This is a genomic window from Methylophilus rhizosphaerae (genome assembly GCF_900100975.1).
GTDB lineage: Bacteria > Pseudomonadota > Gammaproteobacteria > Burkholderiales > Methylophilaceae > Methylophilus > Methylophilus rhizosphaerae.
Genome location: NZ_FNFX01000001.1, coordinates 336412 through 360440, shown reverse-complemented (window position 1 = coordinate 360440; position 24029 = coordinate 336412). Strand labels below are relative to the sequence as shown.

At 52.8% G+C, this 24029-nt stretch carries 21 protein-coding genes; 13 read left to right on the top strand and 8 right to left on the bottom strand.

Going from position 1 to position 24029, the window contains the following annotated elements:
* Positions 1-162 precede the first annotated feature (162 nt).
* Both zwf and gnd read right to left on the bottom strand, forming a co-directional pair.
* Positions 163-1638 carry a glucose-6-phosphate dehydrogenase gene (zwf, locus tag BLP53_RS01660; protein ID WP_091468883.1) on the bottom strand — a complete coding sequence of 492 codons (1476 nt, stop codon included), beginning with the start codon at positions 1636-1638 and terminating at the stop codon, positions 163-165.
* A gap of 122 nt (positions 1639-1760) precedes the next feature.
* The gene (gnd, locus tag BLP53_RS01655) at positions 1761-2669 is read right to left on the bottom strand and encodes a phosphogluconate dehydrogenase (NAD(+)-dependent, decarboxylating) (protein WP_091468879.1); all 909 of its coding nucleotides are present in this window, start codon (positions 2667-2669) and stop codon (positions 1761-1763) included.
* Between the two features lie 184 nt (positions 2670-2853).
* On the opposite strand from gnd, the gene pgl reads away from it, so the two are divergent.
* Positions 2854-3540, top strand: coding sequence for a 6-phosphogluconolactonase (gene pgl / locus BLP53_RS01650; protein ID WP_091470357.1), 687 nt, complete (start codon positions 2854-2856; stop codon positions 3538-3540).
* 131 nt (positions 3541-3671) lie between these two features.
* Here the strand turns inward: pgl and BLP53_RS01645 are convergent, their stop codons facing one another.
* From BLP53_RS01645 to BLP53_RS01620, 6 genes are all read right to left on the bottom strand, one after another.
* A complete protein-coding gene (locus BLP53_RS01645) occupies positions 3672-5132 on the bottom strand; it encodes a bifunctional 2-methylcitrate dehydratase/aconitate hydratase (RefSeq protein ID WP_091468875.1) in 1461 nt (486 codons plus the stop codon).
* Positions 5133-5331: 199 nt separating this feature from the next.
* The gene (prpC, locus tag BLP53_RS01640) at positions 5332-6501 is read right to left on the bottom strand and encodes a bifunctional 2-methylcitrate synthase/citrate synthase (RefSeq protein WP_091468871.1); all 1170 of its coding nucleotides are present in this window, start codon (positions 6499-6501) and stop codon (positions 5332-5334) included.
* A gap of 31 nt (positions 6502-6532) precedes the next feature.
* Positions 6533-7411 (bottom strand): methylisocitrate lyase, encoded by an 879-nt coding sequence (prpB, locus tag BLP53_RS01635; RefSeq protein ID WP_091468867.1) that lies wholly within the window; start codon positions 7409-7411, stop codon positions 6533-6535.
* A gap of 116 nt (positions 7412-7527) precedes the next feature.
* A complete protein-coding gene (locus BLP53_RS01630; RefSeq protein WP_091468863.1) occupies positions 7528-8532 on the bottom strand; it encodes an HpcH/HpaI aldolase/citrate lyase family protein in 1005 nt (334 codons plus the stop codon).
* Positions 8533-8535: 3 nt separating this feature from the next.
* A complete protein-coding gene (locus BLP53_RS01625) occupies positions 8536-9594 on the bottom strand; it encodes a MaoC family dehydratase (protein WP_091468859.1) in 1059 nt (352 codons plus the stop codon).
* Between the two features lie 22 nt (positions 9595-9616).
* Positions 9617-10498 carry an HpcH/HpaI aldolase/citrate lyase family protein gene (locus BLP53_RS01620; protein ID WP_176755182.1) on the bottom strand — a complete coding sequence of 294 codons (882 nt, stop codon included), beginning with the start codon at positions 10496-10498 and terminating at the stop codon, positions 9617-9619.
* A 206-nt stretch (positions 10499-10704) separates the two neighbouring features.
* On the opposite strand from BLP53_RS01620, the gene BLP53_RS01615 reads away from it, so the two are divergent.
* From BLP53_RS01615 to acnB, 12 genes are all read left to right on the top strand, one after another.
* Positions 10705-11442, top strand: coding sequence for a GntR family transcriptional regulator (locus BLP53_RS01615; protein WP_091468851.1), 738 nt, complete (start codon positions 10705-10707; stop codon positions 11440-11442).
* Positions 11443-11517: 75 nt separating this feature from the next.
* A complete protein-coding gene (locus tag BLP53_RS01610; RefSeq protein ID WP_091468847.1) occupies positions 11518-12720 on the top strand; it encodes a malic enzyme-like NAD(P)-binding protein in 1203 nt (400 codons plus the stop codon).
* Positions 12721-12726: 6 nt separating this feature from the next.
* Positions 12727-13116 (top strand): succinate dehydrogenase, cytochrome b556 subunit, encoded by a 390-nt coding sequence (sdhC, locus tag BLP53_RS01605; RefSeq protein ID WP_091468844.1) that lies wholly within the window; start codon positions 12727-12729, stop codon positions 13114-13116.
* 9 nt (positions 13117-13125) lie between these two features.
* The gene (gene sdhD / locus BLP53_RS01600; RefSeq protein WP_091468840.1) at positions 13126-13479 is read left to right on the top strand and encodes a succinate dehydrogenase, hydrophobic membrane anchor protein; all 354 of its coding nucleotides are present in this window, start codon (positions 13126-13128) and stop codon (positions 13477-13479) included.
* 11 nt (positions 13480-13490) lie between these two features.
* Positions 13491-15281, top strand: coding sequence for a succinate dehydrogenase flavoprotein subunit (sdhA, locus tag BLP53_RS01595; protein WP_091468837.1), 1791 nt, complete (start codon positions 13491-13493; stop codon positions 15279-15281).
* A 1-nt stretch (position 15282) separates the two neighbouring features.
* Positions 15283-16029, top strand: coding sequence for a succinate dehydrogenase iron-sulfur subunit (locus tag BLP53_RS01590; RefSeq protein ID WP_091468833.1), 747 nt, complete (start codon positions 15283-15285; stop codon positions 16027-16029).
* Positions 16030-16040: 11 nt separating this feature from the next.
* Positions 16041-16337, top strand: a complete 297-nt coding sequence (locus tag BLP53_RS01585) for an FAD assembly factor SdhE (RefSeq protein WP_091468830.1) — start codon at positions 16041-16043, stop codon at positions 16335-16337.
* Positions 16334-17464: an HpcH/HpaI aldolase/citrate lyase family protein gene (locus BLP53_RS01580; RefSeq protein ID WP_091468825.1), complete on the top strand. Its 1131-nt coding sequence runs from the start codon at positions 16334-16336 to the stop codon at positions 17462-17464. Before BLP53_RS01585 ends, BLP53_RS01580 begins: the two co-directional genes overlap by 4 nt.
* 187 nt (positions 17465-17651) lie before the next feature.
* Positions 17652-19301 carry an acetate--CoA ligase gene (locus BLP53_RS01575; RefSeq protein ID WP_091468822.1) on the top strand — a complete coding sequence of 550 codons (1650 nt, stop codon included), beginning with the start codon at positions 17652-17654 and terminating at the stop codon, positions 19299-19301.
* Between the two features lie 41 nt (positions 19302-19342).
* Complete coding sequence (locus BLP53_RS01570; protein ID WP_091468818.1) at positions 19343-20848, top strand: fumarate hydratase; 1506 nt, start codon at positions 19343-19345, stop codon at positions 20846-20848.
* A gap of 79 nt (positions 20849-20927) precedes the next feature.
* Complete coding sequence (locus BLP53_RS01565) at positions 20928-21248, top strand: hypothetical protein (protein ID WP_425412888.1); 321 nt, start codon at positions 20928-20930, stop codon at positions 21246-21248.
* 152 nt (positions 21249-21400) lie between these two features.
* On the top strand, positions 21401-23980 hold the full coding sequence (gene acnB, locus BLP53_RS01560) for a bifunctional aconitate hydratase 2/2-methylisocitrate dehydratase (RefSeq protein ID WP_091468811.1): 2580 nt from the start codon (positions 21401-21403) through the stop codon (positions 23978-23980).
* The last annotated feature ends 49 nt before the right edge of the window (positions 23981-24029 follow it).

Here is a 24029-nt window from a genome sequence, read left to right as displayed (position 1 = left end):
AGTCTTAGCGTGTTGATTCACTAGCAATAAAGAGAAAAAAGCGGAGTTTAAACTCCGCTTTTAGTAGGTGCAAATAATAACAACAAATGCTGCCAGTTTTGCAAAAATTTTGTGAATTTTTGGCGATTATTTATGCAAATGACCGCGAGGGTTCACCAAAATTTATTTGTCGCCGCCCAGTTCGATGCTGTAACGCCAGAACTGGTCTTCGGCTTCAAAAATGACTTTGGAAGCTTCAGGGTCACGGCTGCCAGCAGGGTACTGGTAAACCGGCTTCCTGTCTTCCGCCCAGGCTTTGACGACCGGGTCCACCAGGCGCCATTGCGCTTCAGCTTCAGAAATGTGCAGGTAGTTGGAGTTATCACCTTGCATCAGGTTCAGCAACAAGGCTTCGTAGGCATCTACGGAGTCATCGCTATCCCAGCGGTTGGCGGCATCCAGCTGGATAGTGCGGGTTTGCACGTCCAGGCCAGGAATCTTGGACTGGATTTCCAGCTTGATGCATTCGCGTGGCTGGATACCAATGATGAGCCAGTTCTGGTCCTGGTTATTGATCTGCAATGGCGCTTTCTTGAAGCGGATGGAAATCCGTGTATCGGCTTCATGCAAGCGTTTGGCGGTGCGGATATAGAAAGGCACACCTTTCCAGCGAGGATTGTCGATAAACAATTTCAATGCGGCATAGGTTTCGACCACGCTGTCCTTGTTGCCCAGCTCTTCCAGATAGCCAGGCACTTTTTCGCCATTGATTTCGCCGGCAGCATACTGCGCGCGGAATGCGTGTTTTTCCAGTTCGTTGACCGGGATCGGACGGATCTGCTCCAGCAGCTTGATCTTCGCGTCGCGTACACCTTCTGGAGACAAGTCTTTTGGCTGCTCCATGGCAGTCAGTGCCAGTGTCTGCAAAATGTGGCTTTGCAGCATGTCACGCAATGCGCCAGTGCTGTCATAGAACTGCGTACGGTCGCCTACACCCAGCATTTCGGTGTTGGTGATTTGTACGTGGTCGATGTACTGGTTGTTCCAGATTGGCTCTAACACTGTGTTGGTAAAGCGTTGCAGCAAGATGTTTTGCAGCGCGGATTTGCCCAGGTAGTGGTCGATACGGTAGATCTGGCTTTCTTTCAGGTGTTTGGTGATCGCGGCCTGCAATTCTTTGGCAGAGGGCAGATCGGTACCAAATGGCTTCTCGATCACCACACGGCGCCAGTATTTGTCTTCCTGGGTCAGGCCAACATTGGCCAGGGATTCAACCACTGGGGCGAAATCAACAGGACGCACAGACAGGAAGTAAGCCAGGTTCTGCGGGAATGTTTTTTCGTCGCTCAGGGTTGCTTTCAGTTTATTGAAAGCGTCAGGATCGGTTGGCGGATTGGCATGGTAGAAGTTACGGGCGATAAAGCGCTCGAAGACTTTCTGGTCATAGCCTTTTTTGAATTTGGTATCCAGCATGGATTTGATATCTGCACGCCAGGCGTCCAGATCAACCACTTGGCGGCCAACGCCGATAATTTTCATGTCATCAGGCAGGCGGCCCAGCAGGTCTAGCCTGAACAAACCAGGATACAGTTTAACGCGGGCCAGGTTGCCACTCGCGCCAAACAATACCAGGGTGCATGGATCAATTTTATTTGTCATTTCTAGCCTTAAGATAAAAATGTAAACGGGAAAGGGCAGGCCTTTCCCATATGTTTAAAACTATTGGTCTTTAAAATCAGTGGCAATAAGCAAAAAACCTCTCGTTAAGAGAGGTTGTGTTATTACTTGGATGATTTCACTGCGTGGCCGCCGAAGGCATTACGCATCAGGGATAGCAGCTTGTAGCTGTAGCCTTTTGCATCCTGGCTTCTGAAACGGGCCTGCAGTGCGACAGTCAGTACCGGAGCAGCAACACCTTGCTCAACCGCTTCAACCACGGTCCAGCGGCCTTCACCGGAGTCGGCCACGTAAGGCGCGATCGCTTCCAGTTTCTGGTCACCTTTCAGCGCTTCGGCTGTCAGGTCCAGCAACCAGCTACGGACCACGGAACCATGGCGCCACAATTCAGTGATTTGCGCCAGATCCAGGTTGAAGTCTTCTTTACCCTTGATCAGGTCCAGGCCTTCAGCAAATGCCTGCATCATGCCGTATTCGATACCGTTATGGATCATTTTGGTGAAGTGACCGGAGCCAACTGGACCAACGTGTGCCCAGCCACGGTCTGCATGGGTCAATGCCTGTGCATAAGGTGCCAATACGTCTGCATATTGTTTTTCACCGCCGTACATCAGGCAGTAGCCGTTTTCCAGGCCCCACACACCACCGGAAGTACCGCAGTCGATAAAGCCGATACCGTGTTCGGCCAGCATTGCGCCACGGCGCTGGCTGTGTTTGTAGTTGGAGTTGCCGCCGTCGACGATGATGTCGCCTTTGTTCAGCAGCGGGATGAGGTCTTTGATTTGATTTTCGGTGATTTCACCGGCTGGCAACATCAGCCAGACAATTTTCTGGCCTTCGAGTTTGCTCACTGCATCAGCAACTGAGGTTGCTGCTTCCAAACCTTCGTTTTGTACCAGTTTGTTGACGAATTCGGTATTAAAGTCAAAACCAACTACGTTGATTTTGTGACGGAGTAAACGTGCAGCCATGTTGCCGCCCATTTTGCCCAAGCCGATCATTGCTAATTTCATGCGGATTTTCCTATGGTGTAAGGACAGTTATTGAAACACCCATCTTTTGGATGGCATGAACCCGAACGGGGTAATTTGATAATTTTGCAGAATTATCGTGTCGAGTCGGGTATAATTATAGCAAATGCAGCCAGCGACTGAAAGGCTGCATTTGTTGTTTTGTATTGTTTTTTACAGGTTTTCTATGTCTTTGAACCCTCAAGCACGTTGGCACACTTTCTCATCCCAGGATGAAATCAATCAGGCAGCGTTACAGCGCATTTTAAAAGCAGCGGATGAAGCGATTGCAAAATATGGTGACTTCCTGATCGTACTGGCTGGCGGCAGCACGCCCAAAGCCGTATACCAATTGCTGGCCAAGGCCGATGCAGACTGGTCCAAATGGCATGTTTACCATAATGATGACCGCTGCCTGCCCGTCGATCATGTCGAGCGGAACAGTAAAATGGCGCGTGAGGCCTGGCTGGATCATGTGGCGATTCCACCGAGCCAGATTCATGATATCCCTGCAGAATTGGGCAATGTGGCAGGTGCCAAAGCATACGCTGAAACCCTGAAAGGTGTGCGCACCTTTGACCTGGTGATTCTGGGACTGGGTGAAGATGGGCATACGGCCAGCCTGTTCCCGGGGCAAGTGGTGGACAACAGCGCGGATGCGGTGCCAGTCTACAACTCTCCCAAGCCACCGGCAGACCGCATTACCATCAGCCAGCAGCGTTTGAATAATACGCATGAAGTGATGTTCCTGGTGACAGGGGCGGGTAAACAGGAGGCTGTCGATCACTGGCGTAACGGCGTTGCGATTCCGGCAACCCTGATCCAGTCACCGAACGGTGTGGATGTATATTGCTTTGGCGTCACGCTGAAATAACCCAATATCCCGAGGGTCAACAAAAAAGCGCCGTCAGGCGCTTTTTTTATACTGTTACCTGCGCGGGACAATATGTGAACTGGGTAATCAGCAAGGCACCTGACGGTGCCTAAGGGTCACCAGTCGCCAGGCTAGACGGCGAGCATATCAACAAATACATGCACCGGCGTTGATTCCAGTGTGTGCTGATCCTGGCACAAGGCCAGAATCTCGGCTTGCCTGGTCGCATCGAAGCGGCGTGCCAGATTGGTTTTGAATTTCTTTACCAGTTCCGGAATGCCTTCGCCACGGCGACGGCGATGGCCGATCGGGTATTCCACGGCGATATTGCTGGATTGTGAACCATCTTTAAAGAAAATCTGGATTGCGTTGGCAATCGAGCGTTTTTCCGGATCCAGGTAGTCACGTGTATATTCGGCTTTCTCTACGCAGGCCATTTTCTCGCGTAACGCATCAATGCGTGGATCTGCGGCGGCTTCGTCTTCGTAGTCCAGTGCAGTCAGGCTGCCTTTGAGCAGGCCGACGGCAGCCATGTATTGAATACAGTGGTCGCGGTCAGCCGGGTTATTCATCGGGCCGGTTTTATCGATAATGCGAATCGCCGATTCATGGGTGGTGATGACGATTTTCTCGATATTGGCGATATCATCCAGCGATTGCAGGCGATTACCCACTTCCTTGTTGAGCTGGAACGCACATTCCACGGCCGTTTGTGCATGGAATTCTGCCGGGAAGGAGATTTTGAACAATACCTGCTCCATCACGTAACTGCCGTAAGGGCGCTGGAACTTGAAGGCATTGCCTTTGAACAGCACATCATAAAAGCCCCAGGTCTTCGCCGTCAGCGCGCTTGGATAACCCATTTCACCTTGCAGTGTCATCCAGGCCAGGCGGACGGCGCGAGAGGTGGCGTCACCTGCAGCCCACGATTTACGTGAACCCGTATTGGGACTGTGGCGGTAGGTGCGCAGGCTTTGGCCATCAACAAACGCGTTAGAAACGGCGTTGATAATATCTTGCCTGTGACCACCTAATAATTTGGTCACCACAGCCGTAGATGCGATCTTGACCAGGATGACATGGTCCAGGCCCACACGGTTAAAGCTGTTTTCCAGTGCCAGCACCCCCTGGATTTCATGTGCCTTGATCATGGCGGTGAGCACCTCTTTCATGGTCAGCGGCGCTTTGCCTTCGGCCACGTTTTTACGCGATATATAATCGGCAGAGGCCAGGATACCGCCCAGGTTGTCAGAAGGGTGGCCCCATTCAGCTGCCAGCCAGGTGTCGTTGAAGTCCAGCCAGCGGATCATGGCGCCAATGTTGAAGGCTGCCAGGATAGGATCCAGCTGGTAAGAGGTACCTGGCACTTTGGCGCCATTTGGTACTACCGTACCAGCAATCACCGGCCCCAGTAATTTGGTACAGGCCTGGTAATCCAGCGCTTCAAAACCACAGCCCAGCGTATCTATCAGACAGTTGCGGGCCGTATCGTAGGCCTCGGTGGAGTTAATTTCAAAATCTGCTACATAGTTGGCAATATCGACGATGACCTGATCTGGATCGGGGCGTACGTTGGAAATATGTGATGACATGATGTAGTTGCAGTCCTTGTGAATAGTGAGAAATATTTTTGTCCGCCGATGAACACAGATAAACGCCGATAAATCTATCCTGCTTTTTAAGCAGTGGCTTTTGTTTTGCGTGGAGTCAACATTGGCACTTTGATTTTGCAGTGGTTTTGAGATGGTTTTATCTGCGTTTATCTGTGTTCATCGGCGGTTAAATGGCTTTTTATCGGTTATCCAGTGAAATGAATGGCCTGTTATCCGGGCCATTATATTCAGCGTTTGGACGGATAATCTTGTTGTCTACGCGTTGCTCAATCGCATGCGCCACCCAGCCGGTAGTGCGTGAGATCACGAAGATAGGCGTGAACATGCCGGTCGGGATGCCCATCATGTGATAGCTGGAAGCACTGTACCAGTCGAGATTAGGGAACATTTTTTTCTCATGCCACATGATTTCTTCAATCCGGGCCGAGATATCAAACAGTTGCATATTGCCGGCATCTTCACACAATGATTTGCTGACAGCTTTAATCGACTCATTACGCGGGTCGGCAATGGTGTAGACCGGATGGCCAAAGCCGATAATGATTTCCTTGCGTGCCATACGGGCCCGGATGTCGGCTTCAGCCTCATCCGGATCCTGGTAGCGCTCGATAATTTCCATTGCCGCCTCGTTGGCGCCACCGTGTTTGGGGCCACGCAGGGCACCAATGGCGCCGGTGATGCAGGAATACAGGTCAGACAAGGTCCCGGCAATGACGCGTGAGGTGAAAGTAGACGCGTTGAACTCGTGCTCGGCGTAGAGCACCAGTGAAGTGTTCATGGCCTTGATATGCAGCTCGGATGGTTTCTTGCCATGCAATATATGCAGGAAGTGTGCTGCAATCGAGTCATCGTCAGTTTCTACGTCAATGCGGGCACCTCGATGGCTGAAGTGGTACCAGTAAATGAGGATAGATCCGAAACACGCAATCAGGCGGTCACCCAGTGCTTGCGCACCCGCTGTATTGCGGTCAACAGCTTCCGGTTCCAGTGTCCCCAGCATGGAGCAACCCGTGCGCATCACATCCATGGGATGCGCATTGGCAGGAATCTGTTCCAGTACGGTTTTAAGTGCACTGGGCAGGCCGCGCAGCTTTTTGAGCTTTTGATGATAGGCGGTGAGTTGTGGCCGGGTGGGCAGCTCGCCGTGTATCAGCAAATAAGCGACTTCTTCGAACGTAGCGTGTTTTGCCAGTTCGATGATATCGTAACCACGGTAATGCAAGTCATTACCGCTATGACCCACGGTACAAATGGCCGTGGTCCCTGCAGCCACGCCTGCCAAAGCCACGCCTTTTTTGCGTTTGGGAGCTTCAGTGACGGGGGTAGTAGGATCAGTGGTGGTATTCATGACAAACCTCCTTGTTTCTGGTCGCGTGCGCTTATTTTTTATACAGCGCGTCTAGTTTCTGTTCAAAGGCGTGATAACCGAGGTGCTCATATAGATCAGCACGTGTCTGCATCAGATCCAGCACGTTTTTCTGGGTGCCATCCTTGCGTACGCCCTGATATACCTTGAGGGCTGCCTGGTTCATGGCGCGGAAGGCAGACAATGGGTATAACGCCATGCCGACACCGGCAGTGGCCAGTTCATCCACCGTGAATAAAGGCGTGGCACCGAATTCAGTGATATTGGCCAGCACCGGTACCTTGACGGCATCGACAAACTGCCGGTACATGGCCAATTCCGTCATTGCTTCGGGAAAAATCATGTCGGCACCGGCTTCTACGCAGGCGCAGGCACGGTCAATCGCCGATTGCAGGCCTTCTACCGCCAGTGCGTCAGTGCGTGCCATGACAACAAAGTCATCGTAAGGCTTGGCATCTACCGCAGCTTTGATGCGGTCCACCATTTCATCCAGGCTGACAATCGCCTTGTTGGGGCGGTGTCCACAGCGTTTGGCGCTGACCTGGTCTTCAATATGTACGGCTGCTGCGCCTGCCTTGGCAACACTTTTGATGGTGCGCGCAATATTGAACGCACCGCCAAAACCGGTATCAATATCCACCAGCAACGGCGTATCCACGGCATCGGTGATGCGGCGTACATCGACCAGTACATCTTCGAGGCTGGAAATACCCAGGTCAGGCAGTCCCAGTGAGCCGGCGGCAACCCCGCCACCAGATAAATAGATGGCTTTGAAGCCGGATTGTGTGGCCAGCATGGCGTGATAGGCATTAATCGCACCTATGATTTGCAGTGGCTGTTCAGCTGCCAGCGCCGTGCGGAAACGCGCGCCTGGGGTGTTGGATGATTGCATGGTGAGCCTTTTAAAATTAAATTCTATTTAACCGCCGATATTTTCAAACAAGATAAAAATAAGTCATTGATCTTATATTTTTATCTGCGTGCATCTGCGTTTATCGGCGGTTAATATCAAACGGAAAAGAAAGCCTGTTTAGCCTCTTGCGGCATGGCAACGCCGGTTTGCCGGGCTTTCTGCAATACTTCCCAGAAATAACGGTAAGTGGCGCGGTCGTGCAGTTCACCGGCATACTGGATCGGCCCCCAGTCGGCGGCTTGTGCGGCCAGCAAGATATTGGCGGCATCCGTCACTTCATCAAAATTAGGTTTCATGGCATCGACAATGGCCTGTATCTGCGTTGGGTAAATGCTCCACATGCGCATAAAGCCAAATTCGTTGCGGGCATGGAAAGCATCGCCGTAGGTCACTTCGGCATTTTTCAGGTCCAGCGTCACGTTGTGGGCCGGAATCAGGCCATTCGCCAGGGCAGCGGCGACCACTTCAGTTTTGGCACGCGCCAGCAGCTTGTGCTCGAATTGCCCCGGACTACGCATGGCACTGGCCGGGATGGCACCGTGGTGGGCGCTGACAAAATCCATCAGGCCGAAATCCAGCACCTGCAACCATGGCAGTTGTGCAATCTCATGCACCTGCCGCAAGGCACCGTGGGTTTCGATCAGGAGATGTACCGGGATTTCGCGGGAAATGCCATGCTGCCTGGCTATTTGCTGGATATAGGCAATCATTTCACGTGCCTGGGCAATATCAGTGCATTTCGGGATGGTGATGTAACTTAGTACATTCCCGGCACCTCCTACCAGGATGTCGATATCCTGTTTCCAGTGCGGATGCGTGTAGTCATGGATACGTGCGCCGGCCATTTTGTATTGGTTGGCGTCGGAGTTCAGCACGCGGACAATCATCTCGGCGTGCGCCTGTTCCTGCCCGCTGGCCGCGCCGTCTTCACAGTCACAGGTGACATCGAATACCGCACCTATCCCGTTCGGGCTGGCGGAATCCTGCAGTGACAGCGCTTTCAGCATCAGTTTCTCACTACCGGCAAAATGCTCGCAGGCCGGAATGACCCGGAAAGGTTTTTCGCCACCAAAAAGTGCCTGGTTGGGATGGACTGCCATGGTTTAATTTCCTTTGCGTGGAATAAGAACGGTGTAATCGAGATCGAGCACTACGTGCGGATGGTAGCCCTGCGCGGTTTTGATGTTTTCCAGTGTGGCGGGCGGGATATTTTTGACGCCGACCATGCGCAGGCGCAAGGCACCGAGGCCGGGATGGGGCAGGGCCCACTTGTCCAGTACCTTGGTCATGCAGTAAATGGTGTCACCGGCATAACTGGGATTGGCGTGGCTGCCACCATTAATCGCCAGGATGGCAATGGCATTTTCCAGGCCTTCATAACTGAGTGCCTTGCAGGCGGACATGATGACGCCGCCATAGACCAGGCACTGGCCTTGCGGCGTGCTTTTCATCAGGTGCGCATCAAAGTGCAGGCGCGCATTGTTCTGGTACAGGTGCGTTGCCATGGTGTGGTCACTCTCATTAATGGTCAGGCCGGACGGGTGACGCATGCATTCATCTACTGCGTAATCCTCCCACCAGTACTGGCCGCCGGTAGCCGCCGCCAGTGTGGGTTGCATGGTGAAATGCGCGGGGACGGAAAGCAATTCCGGCGCGACAAATTCAGGCAGTTCCGGTATCACGGTGTCTGGTGCTGGCGCATCCTGGTTCTTTTTATGCACCATGACCCAGCGTACCCAGCTTAAGACCGGTTGCTGATGCTGGTTGACGGTGGTGGAATGCACCCAGACCACACCGCTTTTACCGCTGGAATTCTGTTTCAGGCCGATGACTTCACTGGAAGTAGCCAGTGTGTCGCCGACATAGACCGGTTGCAGGAAACGCATATCGGCATAGCCCAGGTTGGCAATGGCATTGACTGAAATATCCGGCACGGTTTTGCCAAACGCGATATGAAAGGCCAGCAAATCATCGACCGGTGCCGAAGGATAACCCAGTGACCGGGCCAGTGGTTCGCTGCAATGCAGCGGATTGCGGGCACCGGTCAGGGCAATGTACAGCGAACAATCGCCGGCCGTAATGGTGCGTGGCGTGGCGTGATGGATGACTTCGTGCAGTTTGAAGTCTTCAAAGAAATGACCCGCATGGATTTTGTTTTGCATGGCAAGCTCCTTTGCTGTGTCTTTAAATAAACTCTTCTTCCAGTTCGCTGATGGCTTCAGCCAGCCGGATCAGGCGCTGTGCGGCCTTGATGTGATGATGTTCCACCAGTTTGTCATTGACGACAACCGTGCCATGGCCGGCTTCGTTGGCTTCTTTGAGCGCCTTGATAATCAGCCGGGCATGTGCCACTTCGGCCCGTTGTGGTGTATAGGCATCATTGCAATAGGCAATCTGTGCCGGATGCACCAGCGATTTGCCATCCATACCGATATCTCGCCCGAGGCGGCAGGCATATTCAAACGAATGCATGTTCTTGAAGTCGCTGGTAATACCGTCAATCACGCCTTTGCCATATGCACGCGCCGCCAGGATCACCAGCGAAAGTGAGGTCAGGATAGCCGAGCGCTCGTGCGTGACGCGCGCATGCAGCTGGGAAATCAAGTCTGAGGTCGCCATCACCATACAGATCACGCGTTCGGAGGCGGCGGCAATTTCCTTGACATTCAATACTGCGAGCGGGCTTTCTATCATGACCATCATGGGGACATCTTTGCCACCGGCGTCATCCAGTAATTGCTGGGCGCGCAATACATCTTCGCGGGATTCAATATTGGGGAACAGAATGGCATCGGCACCGACGGTGGCGACCGCTTTAATATCATCGTGCCCCCAGATGGAGTCCAGGTCGTTGACGCGGATGACCACCTCACGTTTGCCGTAACCCCCTTGCTTCACGGCTTGTACTACGTTGTCACGTGATTGAATCTTGGCATCAACCAGGATCGGGTCACCCAGATCCAGGATCACTGAATCGGCTGCCAGCGTGCGTGCGCGATCCAGGTAATGCGTGTTGCATCCGGGAACGTAGAGCATGGAGCGCCTGGGTCTCAGTGGATATGACATTGCGTTTCCTTTTCTGGAAGGGTTGGGCAAATTATTCATGATAAAAAAATGTCTGTCAATAAATATCTTATGTCTTATATAAGATATAAAACAGTTGACACGATAATGAGGCTGGGATATAAATAAATTAAGCAGTACGAAAGAGGTTTCCGCATGTCGTTCATGCGGTTGTTGCCTGGTACTTTTACTGATTGGAGTTTTTACTTATGGTAGATAAGTCGTTTGGGTCGCCAAGTTACCGGCCGCTATATGACCAGATCAAAGTCTTGCTGACACAAAGCCTGATTGGCGGGGAGTGGCGGCCCGGCGACATGATTCCGAGTGAAATCGAACTGGCGCAGCGTTATAAAGTCAGCCAGGGCACGGTACGCAAGGCGATTGATAGCCTTGCCACTGAAAACATCCTGATCCGCCGCCAGGGCAAGGGTACATTTGTCGCCACCCATAACCAGGATGATGTCAGGTTGCGTTTCCTGAGGCTGACGGCAGAAAGTGGCCAGAAGGAACTATTGCAGAACGAATTTCTTTCCTGCGTGAAAAGCAAGGCCAATGTGCATACCGGCAAGGTGCTGGAAATCAAGGCCGGCGCCACGACCATAGAAGTAAAGCGTTTGCTGACGTTTTCCGGCCGTCCATTGATTTATGACTATATTGTGGTGCCGGCAGCGCCGTTTAAAGGGCTTAATCGCGCCAAGGTGGAAGAGAGTAATGGCTCCATGTACAGCATGTACGAATCCCAGTTCGGCATCCGCATGATACGCGCCGAAGAGCGTATCAAGGCCGTGGCGGCCAGTGCAGAAGTCGCCAGTTCCCTGGGGTTGAAGGAAGGGTATCCGCTGCTGAGTGTGGAACGCGTATCTTTTACCTATGGCGACCGGCCGATGGAGTGGCGGCTGGGATTCTGTTTGACGGATGACCATCACTACATGAGCGAACTGGAATAGGCGACTTTTGAAAATGCATTTTGAAAAGTCTTGTTGGAGCGTGGGACGGACATCTAAGAGAAAAGAGATTCGGAAATGGACGATTTAAAGCAGCGCGCACTGGATTACCATCAGTTTCCCAAGCCCGGGAAACTGAGCGTGGAGTCGTCCAAACCTTGTGCGACACAGCAGGATTTGTCCCTGGCATATACACCAGGCGTGGCTGCACCAGTGCGTGAAATTGAAGCGGATCCGGCCAACGCTTATAAATACACCAACAAGGGTAACCTGGTGGCGGTGATTACCGACGGCACGGCAGTGCTGGGGCTGGGTAATGTCGGCGCACTGGCGGGCAAACCGGTGATGGAAGGCAAGGGAATACTGTTCAAGCGTTTTGCCGGCATTGATGTGTTTGATATTGAAGTGAATGCCGCCACGCCGGACGAGTTTATCCAGACGGTGGTGAATATTGCGCCGACGTTTGGCGGCATCAACCTGGAAGATATTGCGGCACCACACTGTTTTTACATCGAAAACGAATTGAAAAAACGGCTGGATATCCCGGTCTTTCATGACGACCAGCACGGCACGGCCGTGATTGTGGCGGCTGCCTTACTGAATGCGCTGGATCTCCAAGGCAAAACGTTGCCCCGCGCCAGGATTGTGTTTTTAGGCGCGGGCGCGGCGGGTTGCTCCTGTGCTAGGCTACTCAAGCGTATGGGCGCAACGGATATTACGATGGTTGATCGCAAAGGTATCCTGGATACCAGCCGCGATGATTTGCATGACAACAATCGCGAGCTGGCCATTGCGCCAGGCCCCGTTAAAACCCTGGCAGATGCCATGCAGGGGGCCGATGTGTTTATTGGCGTCTCTGCCAAAAATGGCCTGCCACCTGAGTTGGTCGGTTCAATGGCTGCCAGGCCGGTTATTTTTGCGCTGGCGAACCCTGATCCCGAGATTTTACCCAGCCAGGTATTCGCCGTCCGCGATGACGTGATTATGGCGACTGGGCGTAGTGATTTCCCCAATCAGGTGAATAACGCCTTGTGTTTTCCCTATCTGTTCCGCGGTGCGCTGGATGCGCAGGCCAGGCAGATTACCGAAGAGATGAAAGTGGCTGCGGCACACGCATTGAGTGCGTTGGCACGTGAGCCTGTGCCGCAGCAGGTGCTGGATGCCTACCAGTTGCAATCACTGTCGTTTGGCAAGGATTACATTATCCCCAAACCATTCGACCCACGCCTGATGGCATTTGTCGCAGGGGCGGTAGCGCAGGCAGCCAGCAAAGGCGAGTAAGCAGGCATGATTGTCCAGAAGCCGAAAAAGCAGCGCCCAAAGAATCTGAATTTATTCACGATTCGTTTACCGATCAATGCCGTGGTGTCGATCATGCACCGCGCCAGTGGGGTGATTCTGTTCCTGGTACAGCCATTATTGTTATGGACGCTTTATCTCTCATTGCGTAACGAGCAAGGCTACCTGGCAGTGTCGGCGCAACTACAGCAGTGGCCGGTCAAGTTACTTCTGACCGGACTTGCCTGGGCTTTTTTTCACCATTTTTATGCCGGGATCCGTCACCTGGCCATGGATGTGCACTGGATGACCACGCTGCAAAAAGCGCGCTTTTCCAGCCGTGTGGTTCTTGGGCTGGTGGCCTTCACCATGTTGTTTGTGATCTGCGCCATCTGGTAGAAGGCTGGCATGTTATTTGAATTACTCACCGCCAGATACCCGGGTATGCGATTGTGGCTGACCCAGCGGCTATGTGCGCTGTCGATGGCAATCGTATTATTGCTGTTCTGGGTGCGCGTGTTATGGCTGGCACCACAGGATTATGCAGCCTGGGTGGCAGTATTTTCACCTTTGTGGTGGCGTTTGCTCACGTTGTGGTTTTTTATCTGCATGCTGATGCATGCCTGGCTGGGCGTACGTGATGTATTGCGCGATTACGTGCCGCATTTGGGGAGCAGGTTCGTGTTGCAGTGGCTGGTGAATATCGCCGTTTGCGGCAATGCGCTGGCAGTGCTGTGGATTTTGTTTGGAATGGATTTTTAAAAGGTGAGTGCATGGCCGCTTTAAGCAATACGACAGGTGCAAGTAATATTCAGCATCATCAGGTAGATGCCGTCATCGTCGGTGGCGGTGGTGCCGGGTTGCGTGCCGCCTTGCAACTGGCGGAATCCGGCGCAGATGTGGCCGTGCTATCCAAAGTCTTTCCTACCCGTTCGCATACCGTGGCAGCGCAGGGCGGCATCGCGGCAGCCCTGGGGAATGTCTCCGACGACAACTGGCTATGGCATATGTACGACACCATTAAAGGCTCGGATTACCTGGGCGACCAGGATGCGATCGAGTTTATGTGCAGTAACGCCGCCAAGGCCATCATTGAGCTGGAACATTTCGGTATGCCGTTTGACAGGCTGGAAAATGGCCGCATCTTCCAGCGCCCGTTTGGTGGCATGACGCGTAACTTTGGGGAAAAACCGATTTCACGTACTTGCGCTGTGGCTGACCGTACCGGCCATGCCATGCTGCATACCTTGTATCAGCGCAATGTTAAAGCCAATACCCAGTTCCTGATCGAATGGTTTGCACTGGATTTAATCCGCGATAGCGATGGTGATGTGCTGGGGGTGATTGCGCTGGAAATTGAAACCGGCGATATCCATGTCATCCATGCCAAGGCAACCATGCTGGCCACCGGTGGCGGTGGCCGTATTTTCCAGGCCAGTACCAATGCCTATATCAATACCGGCGATGGCCTGGGGATGGCGGCACGTGCCGGCTTGCCATTACAGGATATGGAGTTCTGGCAGTTTCACCCGACTGGCGTATTGAATGCCGGTGTGCTGATTACTGAAGGCGTGCGTGGCGAAGGGGGTTACCTGGTCAATGGCGATGGCGAGCGTTTTATGGAGCGTTATGCGCCAAGCGCGAAAGACCTGGCCAGCCGTGACGTCGTCTCGCGCGCCATGGCGACCGAAATCAAAGAAGGACGCGGTGTTGGCAAATATAAAGATGCGGTTTATCTCAAACTGGACCACTTGGGTGAAGACATTATCAGCAAGCGTTTGCCTGGCATTCGCGAAATTGCCAAGACCTTTGCTGGCGTAGATCCGACCAATGACCCTATCCCGGTGGTACCGACCGCGCATTACATGATGGGTGGTATTCCTACCAATCTGGATGGCCAGGTAGTCGTGCACGATGGTCAGTCTGAAAAAATAGTGAACGGGTTGTATGCCGTGGGTGAGTGCGCCTGTGTTTCCGTGCATGGCGCCAATCGGCTGGGTTCCAATTCACTGCTGGATCTGGTGGTATTTGGCAAAGCTGCTGGCGACAAAATGGCTGCCGATATTGCAGCTGCTAAAGCGCACAAACCATTGCCCGCCAATGCTACAGATGCCACGCTGGCACGCGTGAATCGACTGGAAACTGCTACTGCCGGTGCCACTGTGGCGGAAACAGGTCAGGCCATGCGGCAAACCATGCAGAAACATTGCGGGGTATTCCGCTTTCCTGAGTTACTGGAAAGTGGTGTTGATGCAATCCAACAAGTCGCCGAACAGGCGCAGCATCTGCGGATTACTGACAAGAGCAAAGTATTTAATACCGCACGTGTTGAGGCACTGGAACTGGACAACCTGATGCAAGTGGCATTGGCCACCATGCATGCAGCAAATGCGCGCCAGGAAAGCCGTGGCGCACATGCCAGGGAAGATTACCCGGAGCGGGATGATGTCCACTGGCTGAGCCATTCATTATATTTTGCTGACGGGCAAAAACTGGCTTACAAACCGGTACGGCTCAAACCATTAAGTGTAGAACCATTCGAGCTGAAGAAAAGGGTGTATTGATATGCGTTTTTCCATCTACCGGTTTAATCCGGACGTAGACAAAAAGCCCTATATGCAGGACTACGACATCGAATTGGAAGACAGCGACCAGATGCTGCTGGATGCGCTTATGCGCCTCAAAGTAGTCGATGACACCCTGAGCATGCGCAAATCGTGCCGTGAAGGTGTCTGCGGCAGCGATGCCATGAATATCAACGGCAAAAACGGCCTCGCCTGTATCACCAAGCTGGAAGATTTACAGGAGCCGGTCGTGTTACGCCCCATGCCTGGCTTGCCGGTGATCCGTGACCTGGTGGTGGATATGACGCAGTTCTTCGATAACTACCATTCAGTCATGCCGTACCTGCAAAACCACGAGCCGCCACCCGAAACCGAGCGCCTGCAAAGCCCGGAAGACCGTGCCAAACTGGATGGTTTATATGAATGCATTTTATGCGGTGCCTGCACCACCTCATGCCCCAGTTTCTGGTGGAATCCGGACAAATTTGTCGGGCCAGCCGGCCTGATACAGGCCTACCGTTTCATTGCCGATAGCCGTGACCAGGAGCAGGAAGCACGCCTGGAAAACCTGGAAGACCCTTACCGTTTGTACCGTTGCCATAACATCATGAACTGTACCGATGTCTGCCCGAAAAAACTCAATCCAAATGCGGCCATTGCGGCAATCAAGAATTTGAAAATCGAAAAAGCCAAAGAACATACGCAGCATAAGCCTAGCAAAAAGATATTTGGTATCAAGGTGTTGTAAGGAGGGATGGCATGTTGAACGCAGAAATTTTACGTGAAGCAGAACAGCGGCGGCTGGCGTGGCGTTGCCGCCGTGGCATGCTGGAACTGGATATCGTCCTGCAACGTTTTGTCAGCGAGCATTTCAGTGGCCTGACCATGGCGGAAATGGGTCAACTGGATGCCTTGCTGGAATTACCGGATAACGTGTTCTGGGAACTGATACAGGATACACACACGGCAGGCAGGCCGCCGCTGCGGGAGCCACAGGCGGTTGTATTGGAAAAACTAAGAGCGAGCCGGCCATCGGCAGAACAGGAAACCGCATGATGCAGCATATGGGGGAAGAGCCAATCACGCTGGATGCCAGCGCCCTGGGCGATTACTGGCCAGGCATACAACTGTATTACCCGCCAGTGAAATACGCACCCAGCCTCGGTATTTATGAGGATATGGAGCAGGCGGCCAACCGCATGGTCAAGCATGCCCATTTTACTAATGCGCATACCCTGATTTTTGACCTGGAAGATGGCTGTCGTCAGAAGGAAATGAGTCGTACCCTGTTGCGGCAGGAGTTACCAAAACTGCGCAAGGTCAACGAACGCGTGACGATTGCCATCCGCGCCAATTCTTTCCGTACCGATGAGTACGAAGAAGACATGAAACTGGTGCGCGATATGGGTGAGTATATCGATGTGGTGATGCTGGCCAAAGCCGGTGAATCTTATGGCGCAGCGGAAGTGCGGGATTTATCCAGCTTCCTGATCAGTATCAATCCGCACATCACAATACAGCCGATTATCGAGCATCCGAAATCACTCAAAATCGCGCCTGACCTGATGCAGTACGACACAGTGAAGCACGTGGTGTTCGGGATTCACGATTTTTCCAAGGCGCTGGGCATACACATCACACCTGAGCACTGGATTGAAGAACTGTTTTACTTTATCAACCAACTGATTTTTGAGGCCAGGATCGCCGGTAAAGGGGTGATTGGCGGGGTGGAAACCCTGATAGGCAGCAACATCATGCCGGACAAATTTGTAGAGCCGCATGACGTACGCCGCTGGCTGGATTTGCATGGCGATAACGAGTCACGCGTGGTCTACAAGCACGCCTGCCAGGAAGCAGCCATGGGCCTGACCGGCAAACAGGTGATTCATCCTGGGCATATCCATTTGTGCAAGACTGCTTATACGCCATCACCGACGGAAATTAATCAGAAGGTGGCGATCCTGAAGGCGGCGATTGAAGCGGATGCACTGCTGGGTGGGGCGATCAAGTTTGAAGGCGAGATGCTGGATCCACCCATGTTTGGTAAGGCCTTGCAGACCTTGTTACGGGCGCATGCGTTGCGGGCGCTGAAAACCAGCGATATGGAGTTTGCCTTGCATGTGCTGCAGTTGATGCCGGCGCAAGTAGTACGCCAGAACTGGCCTTATGGCATTTTGCTTTAAAACATTGGCTACCTTGGAGATAGCTAACTTCAAGAATTAACCGCCGATGAACGCAGATGCACGCCGATGTGAAAATGGAGCCCATTTAACTGCATGCATATTTTTAAAGATACTAAATAGGTTGTATCGGCGTTTATCCGCGTTCATCGGCGGTTAAATCGCAGGTTTGAATTTGAAAGGTTGTAACATGACACAGCTAACTCCTTATCCACAATGGCAATGGAAAATCCCGGAGCTATTTAATATTGGTGTCGCTTGTAGCGACCGTCATCTTGGAACAGCCAAGGCTGATGAGATCGCTATGATCGTGGAGGATGATACCTTTGGTACCAGTACGATTACTTTCGCTGAACTGGCTGATCGTACTGACCGCTTTGCGCAGGTATTGCGTGATCTGGGGGTGCAACCGGGCGACCGTGTGCTGATCCGTTTACCTAATAGCCTGGATTACCCGATCGCCTTTTTAGGTACCATGAAAACAGGGGCTATTTCAGTGCCTACTTCTACCTTGCTGACGGCGGAGGAGGTGGCGTATCTGGCTAAAGATTCTGGTGCGGTTGTGTTAGTCACAGATGCAGCGGCCTGGGCTGGCATGTCAGCCAAGATGCAAAACAATATTACCCAGACACCCAACCTGAAACATATCCTGTTGACGCAGCTTAATGGGCAAGTGACACCCGTTGAGGGTTTCAATGTTTTGTCGCTGGATGCAGCGTTAGCGGCAGTGGGAAATATACAACCTGCTTATCAAACCCTTGCCGAAGATGCGGCATACCTGGTATATACCTCGGGCACCACAGGTTATCCCAAAGGCGTATTGCATGCGCACCGTGCCTTGCTGGGTCGCCAACCTGCGGCAGGATACTGGTTCAATTACAGTGACCAGTTGCAAGACCGTATCATGCATTCCGGCAAGTTCAACTGGACTTATGTGCTGGGTACCGGCCTGATGGATCCTTTGTATCTCGGTAAAACGGTCATTGTCCATGAAGGTAAAAATGATGCACAAAAATGGCTGGACTTGATTGCCAAGCATAAAGCTACCATCTTTATTGGTGTACCGACGATTTATCGCCAATTGCTGCAGAAAACCAGGGCCACTCAGGCCGATATTCTCAGCGTGCGTCATTTTATGAGCGCCGGTGAACACTTATCGGATGAAGTGCTAATGCAATGGCGTGAGCGTTTCGGGCTGGATATTTATGAAGCAGTCGGCATGAGCGAGTTTTCTTACTATTTGTCGCAAAGCATTTACCGCCCGATTCGTGCTGGCTCTGCCGGTTTTCCACAGCCAGGTCACGCTATCGTGTTGCTGAATCCTGAAACACGTGAACCGGTGGCTGAAGGCGAGGAGGGCATGATTTGCGTGCCGGATAGCGATCCGGGCTTATTCCTGAGCTACTGGAATTTACCGGAAGAAACCACCAAATATAAACATGATGGTTATTTCTTCACTGGCGATTACGCCAAATACGATGCCGATGGCTATCTCTGGTTCCTCGGGCGCAAGGATGACATTATCAAGAGCTTCGGTTACCGCGTGTCCCCTTACGAGATTGAGCGGGTGTATAAAGGGCACCCAGCGGTCGCAGATTGCGCCGCAGTAGGCGAGGAACTGGAGAAAGATAAATTGCTGGTGGTGATTTATGTGATTCCCAAACCGGAGGTTGAAATACAGGCAGATGAGCTGGTTACCTTTGGCAAACAGCACCTGGCAGCGTACAAGGCACCGAAAACAGTTTACCTGGCGAAGGAATTTCCCCGCACCAAAAATGGTAAAATCCTGCGTAAAGATGTCAGCCCTTCGATTGCTTATATGAAAAGCAGCGCCCGCTAACGACAAGCGTTTTTCAAGAACACCTAATTTTTCAGAACACCATGGCCCTGATCAAGACCCAAGATTTTATTGAGAGTATTGCCGATGCCCTGCAATATATCTCTTATTACCACCCGGAAGATTACATCCGGGCGCTGGCCGTGGCTTACGAGAAAGAGCAATCGCCCGCCGCCAAGGATGCGATTGCACAGATTCTGACCAATTCACGCATGTGTGCAGAAGGCAAGCGGCCCTTGTGCCAGGATACCGGCATTGTGGTGGCGTTTGTCAAAGTCGGCATGCAGGCACAGTTTGAAGGCGATATGACGCTGGAAGACATGGTTAATGAAGGCGTGCGCCGCGCCTATCTGCACCCGGATAATACCTTGCGCGCTTCGATTGTGAATGATCCGGCCGGTGCACGTAAAAACACCAGGGACAATACACCGGCCATTACCCATGTGGAAATGGTCGCCGGTGACAAGGTGGATATCCAGATTGCGGCCAAAGGCGGTGGCTCCGAGAATAAATCCAAACTGGTCATGCTCAATCCGAATGAAAGCATTGTTGACTGGGTGCTGGAAGTGGTGCCCAAGATGGGCGCCGGCTGGTGCCCGCCGGGCATGCTGGGCATAGGCATAGGCGGTAGCGCAGAAAAAGCCATGCTACTGGCGAAAGAATCCCTGATGCAGCCGATTGATATCCAGGCACTGCAGGCACGTGGTGCGCAGAACCGCATTGAAGAGCTGCGGCTGGAACTGTATGAGAAGGTCAACCAGTTAGGGATAGGTGCGCAAGGCCTGGGCGGCTTAACCACGGTGCTGGATGTAAAAATCCTGGATTATCCCACCCATGCCGCCAGCCTGCCGGTCGCGATTATTCCCAATTGTGCTGCAACGCGGCATGTGCATTTCACGCTGGATGGTTCCGGTGTAGCAGAACTGGCGCCACCCAACCCGGATATTTATCCTGATGTGCACTGGACACCGAGCCCGCAAGCCAAACGGGTCAACCTGGAAACGGTGACACGTGAAGAAACACACACCTGGAAAACCGGTGATACCTTGCTGTTGACCGGCAAAATCCTGACCGGGCGGGATGCCGCACACAAACGTATTAAAACCATGCTGGACAAAGGCGAGCCATTGCCTGTGGATTTCAATAACCGCTTTATTTACTACGTTGGCCCGGTAGATGCGGTGCGCGATGAGGCGGTTGGCCCGGCCGGACCAACCACGGCTACACGCATGGATAGCTATACCGATATGATGCTGAATACCGGCCTGCTGGGTTCCATCGGTAAGGCTGAACGCGGTGAAGAGGCATTGGCGGAGATTGCCAGGCATAAATCCGTCTACCTGATGGCGGTCGGTGGGGCCGCTTACCTGGTCAGCAAGGCGATTAAAAAATCCCGCGTCCTGGCCTTTGAAGACCTGGGCATGGAGGCCATTTACGAGTTTGAGGTGGTAGATATGCCGGTCACCGTGGCTGTGAGCGCCAATGGCGAATCCGTGCACAATACCGGGCCGGCACAATGGAAGAAAAAAATTGCCCTGCATGCGGTATAGCACCATGTGAGCCAGATCACAGAGACCTGGCATGATTTAATGAAAGATAGGTCATACTTAATAAACAGAGGACAGTATGATGAATGTAGACAACGGGATATTGCGGTCACTCGGGGCATGCCTGATGCTGGGGCTGGCTTTGCCCGTATATGCAGAGTCTGCGCTGGAATATTTTACCCGCGAGGGGCGTTACCAGGGGCCTTCACTGGAAGACCAGGTTGCGCTGATGGATAGTGACCATAACGGTTTTGCCGATGTATTTGAAGTACGTGCCTACCTGGAAAAGCAGCATGGCAAAGGGTATGAAAAAGCATTACTGGATAAATGGGAGTCGTCTGCCAGCGGTAAAAGTTGCGGCACACCATTTGCCAAACAGCTATACGGAACCAGCGCCCAATAGTGCTGGTTGAGGCGCCGCTATGCCGGAATGTGGCACACAATTCACATGCGGCAGGGGGGACTGAATTATAATAACGGAATATTTCGCGGCCAGCCCATGGTGCTGGTCCACCCTTACCAACCTTGAGTCTGATTGATAGAGCTGAACGAACCATGTTACAAGCATACGATACCCACGTAAAAGAGCGCGCCGCGCAGAACCTGCCTCCCTTGCCGCTGAATGCAGAGCAAGTGGCCGCCCTGGTTGAATTATTAAAAAATCCGCCGGCTGGCCAGGAGGCATTATTAACTGACTTGTTGCAAAACCGCGTGCCTGCGGGGGTAGACCAGGCGGCTTATGTCAAAGCGGCATTCCTGGCTGATGTGGCCAATGGTAAAGCCAGCTCGCCATTAGTCAGCGCTGAAAAGGCGGTTGAATTGCTGGGCACCATGCTGGGTGGCTATAACGTACAGGCCCTGGTGGCATTACTGGATACGCCGCTGGCACCACAGGCAGTCAAAGCCCTGGCGACGACTATCCTGATGTTTGATGCCTTCCACGATGTGGATGCCAAAATGAAAGCAGGCAATCCGCATGCCAAAGCCTTGATGGAATCCTGGGCGAATGCTGAATGGTTTACCAGCAAGCCTGCCCTGGCAGAAGAAATCAAAGTGGTCGTGTTCAAGCTGGATGGCGAAACCAATACCGATGACCTGAGCCCGGCGCAGGATGCCTGGAGCCGTCCGGATATTCCATTGCATGCCAAAGCCATGCTGGTCAACCGCATGGCAGATGGTTTAAGCACCATTGAAAGCCTGAAACAAAAAGGGCTGCCACTGGCTTATGTTGGCGATGTGGTCGGTACCGGTTCCTCCCGTAAATCGGCGATTAACTCCGTGCAATGGTGGATGGGTGATGATATCCCCTTTATCCCTAACAAGCGTACCGGTGGCGTGATTCTCGGTAGCAAGATTGCACCTATTTTCTTCAATACCGCGGAAGATTCCGGTGCGTTGCCGATTCAATGTGACGTCTCCAGGCTGAATACCGGGGACGTGATTGTAATCAGGCCATTTGAAGGAAAAGTATTGTCAGCCTCGGGCGAAGTGCTGGCGACTTTTGAAATGACCCCGATCACGCTGCCGGATGAAGTGCGTGCCGGTGGCCGTATTCCGTTAATTATTGGCCGTGGCCTGACTGCGAACGCGCGTAAGGCGCTCAATTTGCCGGAAACCGATGTATTTATCAAACCTGCACCGGCCAGGGAGACTGGCAAAGGGTATACCCTGGCACAGAAAATGGTAGGACGTGCCTGTGGTTTGCCGAAAGATATGGGGGTTCGTCCAGGCACTTACTGCGAACCAAAAGCGACCACCGTGGGTTCGCAAGATACCACGGGCGGCATGACACGTGATGAACTGAAAGAACTGGCTTGCCTGGGTTTTAGTGCTGACCTGGTGATGCAAAGCTTCTGCCATACCGCTGCTTATCCGAAGCCCGTGGATATCAAACTGCAACACGAGTTACCAGAGTTTATGTCCAGCCGTGGCGGCGTCAGCCTGCGTGCCGGTGATGGCGTGATTCACTCTTGGCTGAACCGCCTGATCCTGCCGGATACCGTGGGTACCGGCGGTGACTCGCATACGCGTTTCCCGATTGGTATCAGCTTTCCCGCCGGTTCCGGTTTAGTTGCGTTTGCGGCTGCCACCGGTGCGATGCCACTGGATATGCCGGAGTCTGTGCTGGTGCGTTTTAAAGGCGAAATGCAACCAGGCATCACTTTGCGTGACCTGGTGAATGCCATTCCTTATGCCGCGATCAAGGAAGGCACACTGACGGTCGGCAAGCAGGGCAAGAAAAACGTATTTAACGGCCGTGTGCTGGAAATCGAAGGCTTGCCTGACCTGAAGGTGGAACAGGCATTTGAACTGGCGGATGCTTCTGCCGAGCGTTCCGCCAACGGTTGTACCGTGTTGCTGAATAAAGAGCCTGTCATCGAATTCCTGAACTCCAATATCGTGCTGATGCAGAACATGATAGAAAACGGTTATGCCGATGCGCGTACGCTGGAACGCCGCATTGCCAGCATGAAAGCGTGGCTGGAAAAACCGGAGTTGCTGCAACCGGATGCGGATGCTGAATATGCACATGTGATCGAAATTGATTTGAAGACAATTACTGAGCCTTTGGTGGCATGCCCGAATGACCCGGACGATATCAAGCCTTTGTCAGCCGTGGTAGGCGACAAGATTGACGAAGTGTTTATCGGTAGCTGCATGACCAATATCGGCCATTACCGTGCGGCAGGTAAAGTGCTGGAAGGCGCAGGTAGCATCCCGACGCGTTTATGGATTGCACCACCAACGCGGATGGATGAGGCGCAATTAAGGGCTGAAGGCGTTTATTCCACTTTTGGCGTGGCTGGTGCGCGCACCGAAGTGCCGGGTTGTTCATTATGTATGGGGAACCAGGCACGTGTAGCGGACAAAGCCACCGTGTTCTCCACTTCTACCCGTAACTTTGATAACCGTATGGGCAAGGATGCGCGTGTTTACCTGGGCTCGGCTGAGCTGGCAGCTGTCTGCGCCAAGCTGGGCAGGATGCCGACCGTGCAGGAGTACCTGGATACGCTGGGCACCAAGCTGACCAATACGGCAGAGATTTACAAATACCTCAATTTTGACCAGATGACACAATATGCAGGTTCCCTGCAAAATGTAAGAAAAGTGATCCCGATTCAAGAAACGGCCTGACTGTTTTTGTACGGTATGGAAAAGGGGCTGAGGCCCCTTTTTTGTTTCC

What these genes read in the sequence shown, in the direction of transcription:
- zwf (WP_091468883.1), bottom strand. Translation starts at nt 1,638, where the DNA reads ATGACAAATAAAATTGATCCATGCACCCTGGTATTGTTTGGCGCGAGT.
- gnd (WP_091468879.1), bottom strand. Translation starts at nt 2,669, where the DNA reads ATGAAATTAGCAATGATCGGCTTGGGCAAAATGGGCGGCAACATGGCT.
- pgl (WP_091470357.1), top strand. Translation starts at nt 2,854, where the DNA reads ATGTCTTTGAACCCTCAAGCACGTTGGCACACTTTCTCATCCCAGGAT.
- BLP53_RS01645 (WP_091468875.1), bottom strand. Translation starts at nt 5,132, where the DNA reads ATGTCATCACATATTTCCAACGTACGCCCCGATCCAGATCAGGTCATC.
- prpC (WP_091468871.1), bottom strand. Translation starts at nt 6,501, where the DNA reads ATGAATACCACCACTGATCCTACTACCCCCGTCACTGAAGCTCCCAAA.
- prpB (WP_091468867.1), bottom strand. Translation starts at nt 7,411, where the DNA reads ATGCAATCATCCAACACCCCAGGCGCGCGTTTCCGCACGGCGCTGGCA.
- BLP53_RS01630 (WP_091468863.1), bottom strand. Translation starts at nt 8,532, where the DNA reads ATGGCAGTCCATCCCAACCAGGCACTTTTTGGTGGCGAAAAACCTTTC.
- BLP53_RS01625 (WP_091468859.1), bottom strand. Translation starts at nt 9,594, where the DNA reads ATGCAAAACAAAATCCATGCGGGTCATTTCTTTGAAGACTTCAAACTG.
- BLP53_RS01620 (WP_176755182.1), bottom strand. Translation starts at nt 10,498, where the DNA reads ATGTCATATCCACTGAGACCCAGGCGCTCCATGCTCTACGTTCCCGGA.
- BLP53_RS01615 (WP_091468851.1), top strand. Translation starts at nt 10,705, where the DNA reads ATGGTAGATAAGTCGTTTGGGTCGCCAAGTTACCGGCCGCTATATGAC.
- BLP53_RS01610 (WP_091468847.1), top strand. Translation starts at nt 11,518, where the DNA reads ATGGACGATTTAAAGCAGCGCGCACTGGATTACCATCAGTTTCCCAAG.
- sdhC (WP_091468844.1), top strand. Translation starts at nt 12,727, where the DNA reads ATGATTGTCCAGAAGCCGAAAAAGCAGCGCCCAAAGAATCTGAATTTA.
- sdhD (WP_091468840.1), top strand. Translation starts at nt 13,126, where the DNA reads ATGTTATTTGAATTACTCACCGCCAGATACCCGGGTATGCGATTGTGG.
- sdhA (WP_091468837.1), top strand. Translation starts at nt 13,491, where the DNA reads ATGGCCGCTTTAAGCAATACGACAGGTGCAAGTAATATTCAGCATCAT.
- BLP53_RS01590 (WP_091468833.1), top strand. Translation starts at nt 15,283, where the DNA reads ATGCGTTTTTCCATCTACCGGTTTAATCCGGACGTAGACAAAAAGCCC.
- BLP53_RS01585 (WP_091468830.1), top strand. Translation starts at nt 16,041, where the DNA reads ATGTTGAACGCAGAAATTTTACGTGAAGCAGAACAGCGGCGGCTGGCG.
- BLP53_RS01580 (WP_091468825.1), top strand. Translation starts at nt 16,334, where the DNA reads ATGATGCAGCATATGGGGGAAGAGCCAATCACGCTGGATGCCAGCGCC.
- BLP53_RS01575 (WP_091468822.1), top strand. Translation starts at nt 17,652, where the DNA reads ATGACACAGCTAACTCCTTATCCACAATGGCAATGGAAAATCCCGGAG.
- BLP53_RS01570 (WP_091468818.1), top strand. Translation starts at nt 19,343, where the DNA reads ATGGCCCTGATCAAGACCCAAGATTTTATTGAGAGTATTGCCGATGCC.
- BLP53_RS01565 (WP_425412888.1), top strand. Translation starts at nt 20,928, where the DNA reads ATGAATGTAGACAACGGGATATTGCGGTCACTCGGGGCATGCCTGATG.
- acnB (WP_091468811.1), top strand. Translation starts at nt 21,401, where the DNA reads ATGTTACAAGCATACGATACCCACGTAAAAGAGCGCGCCGCGCAGAAC.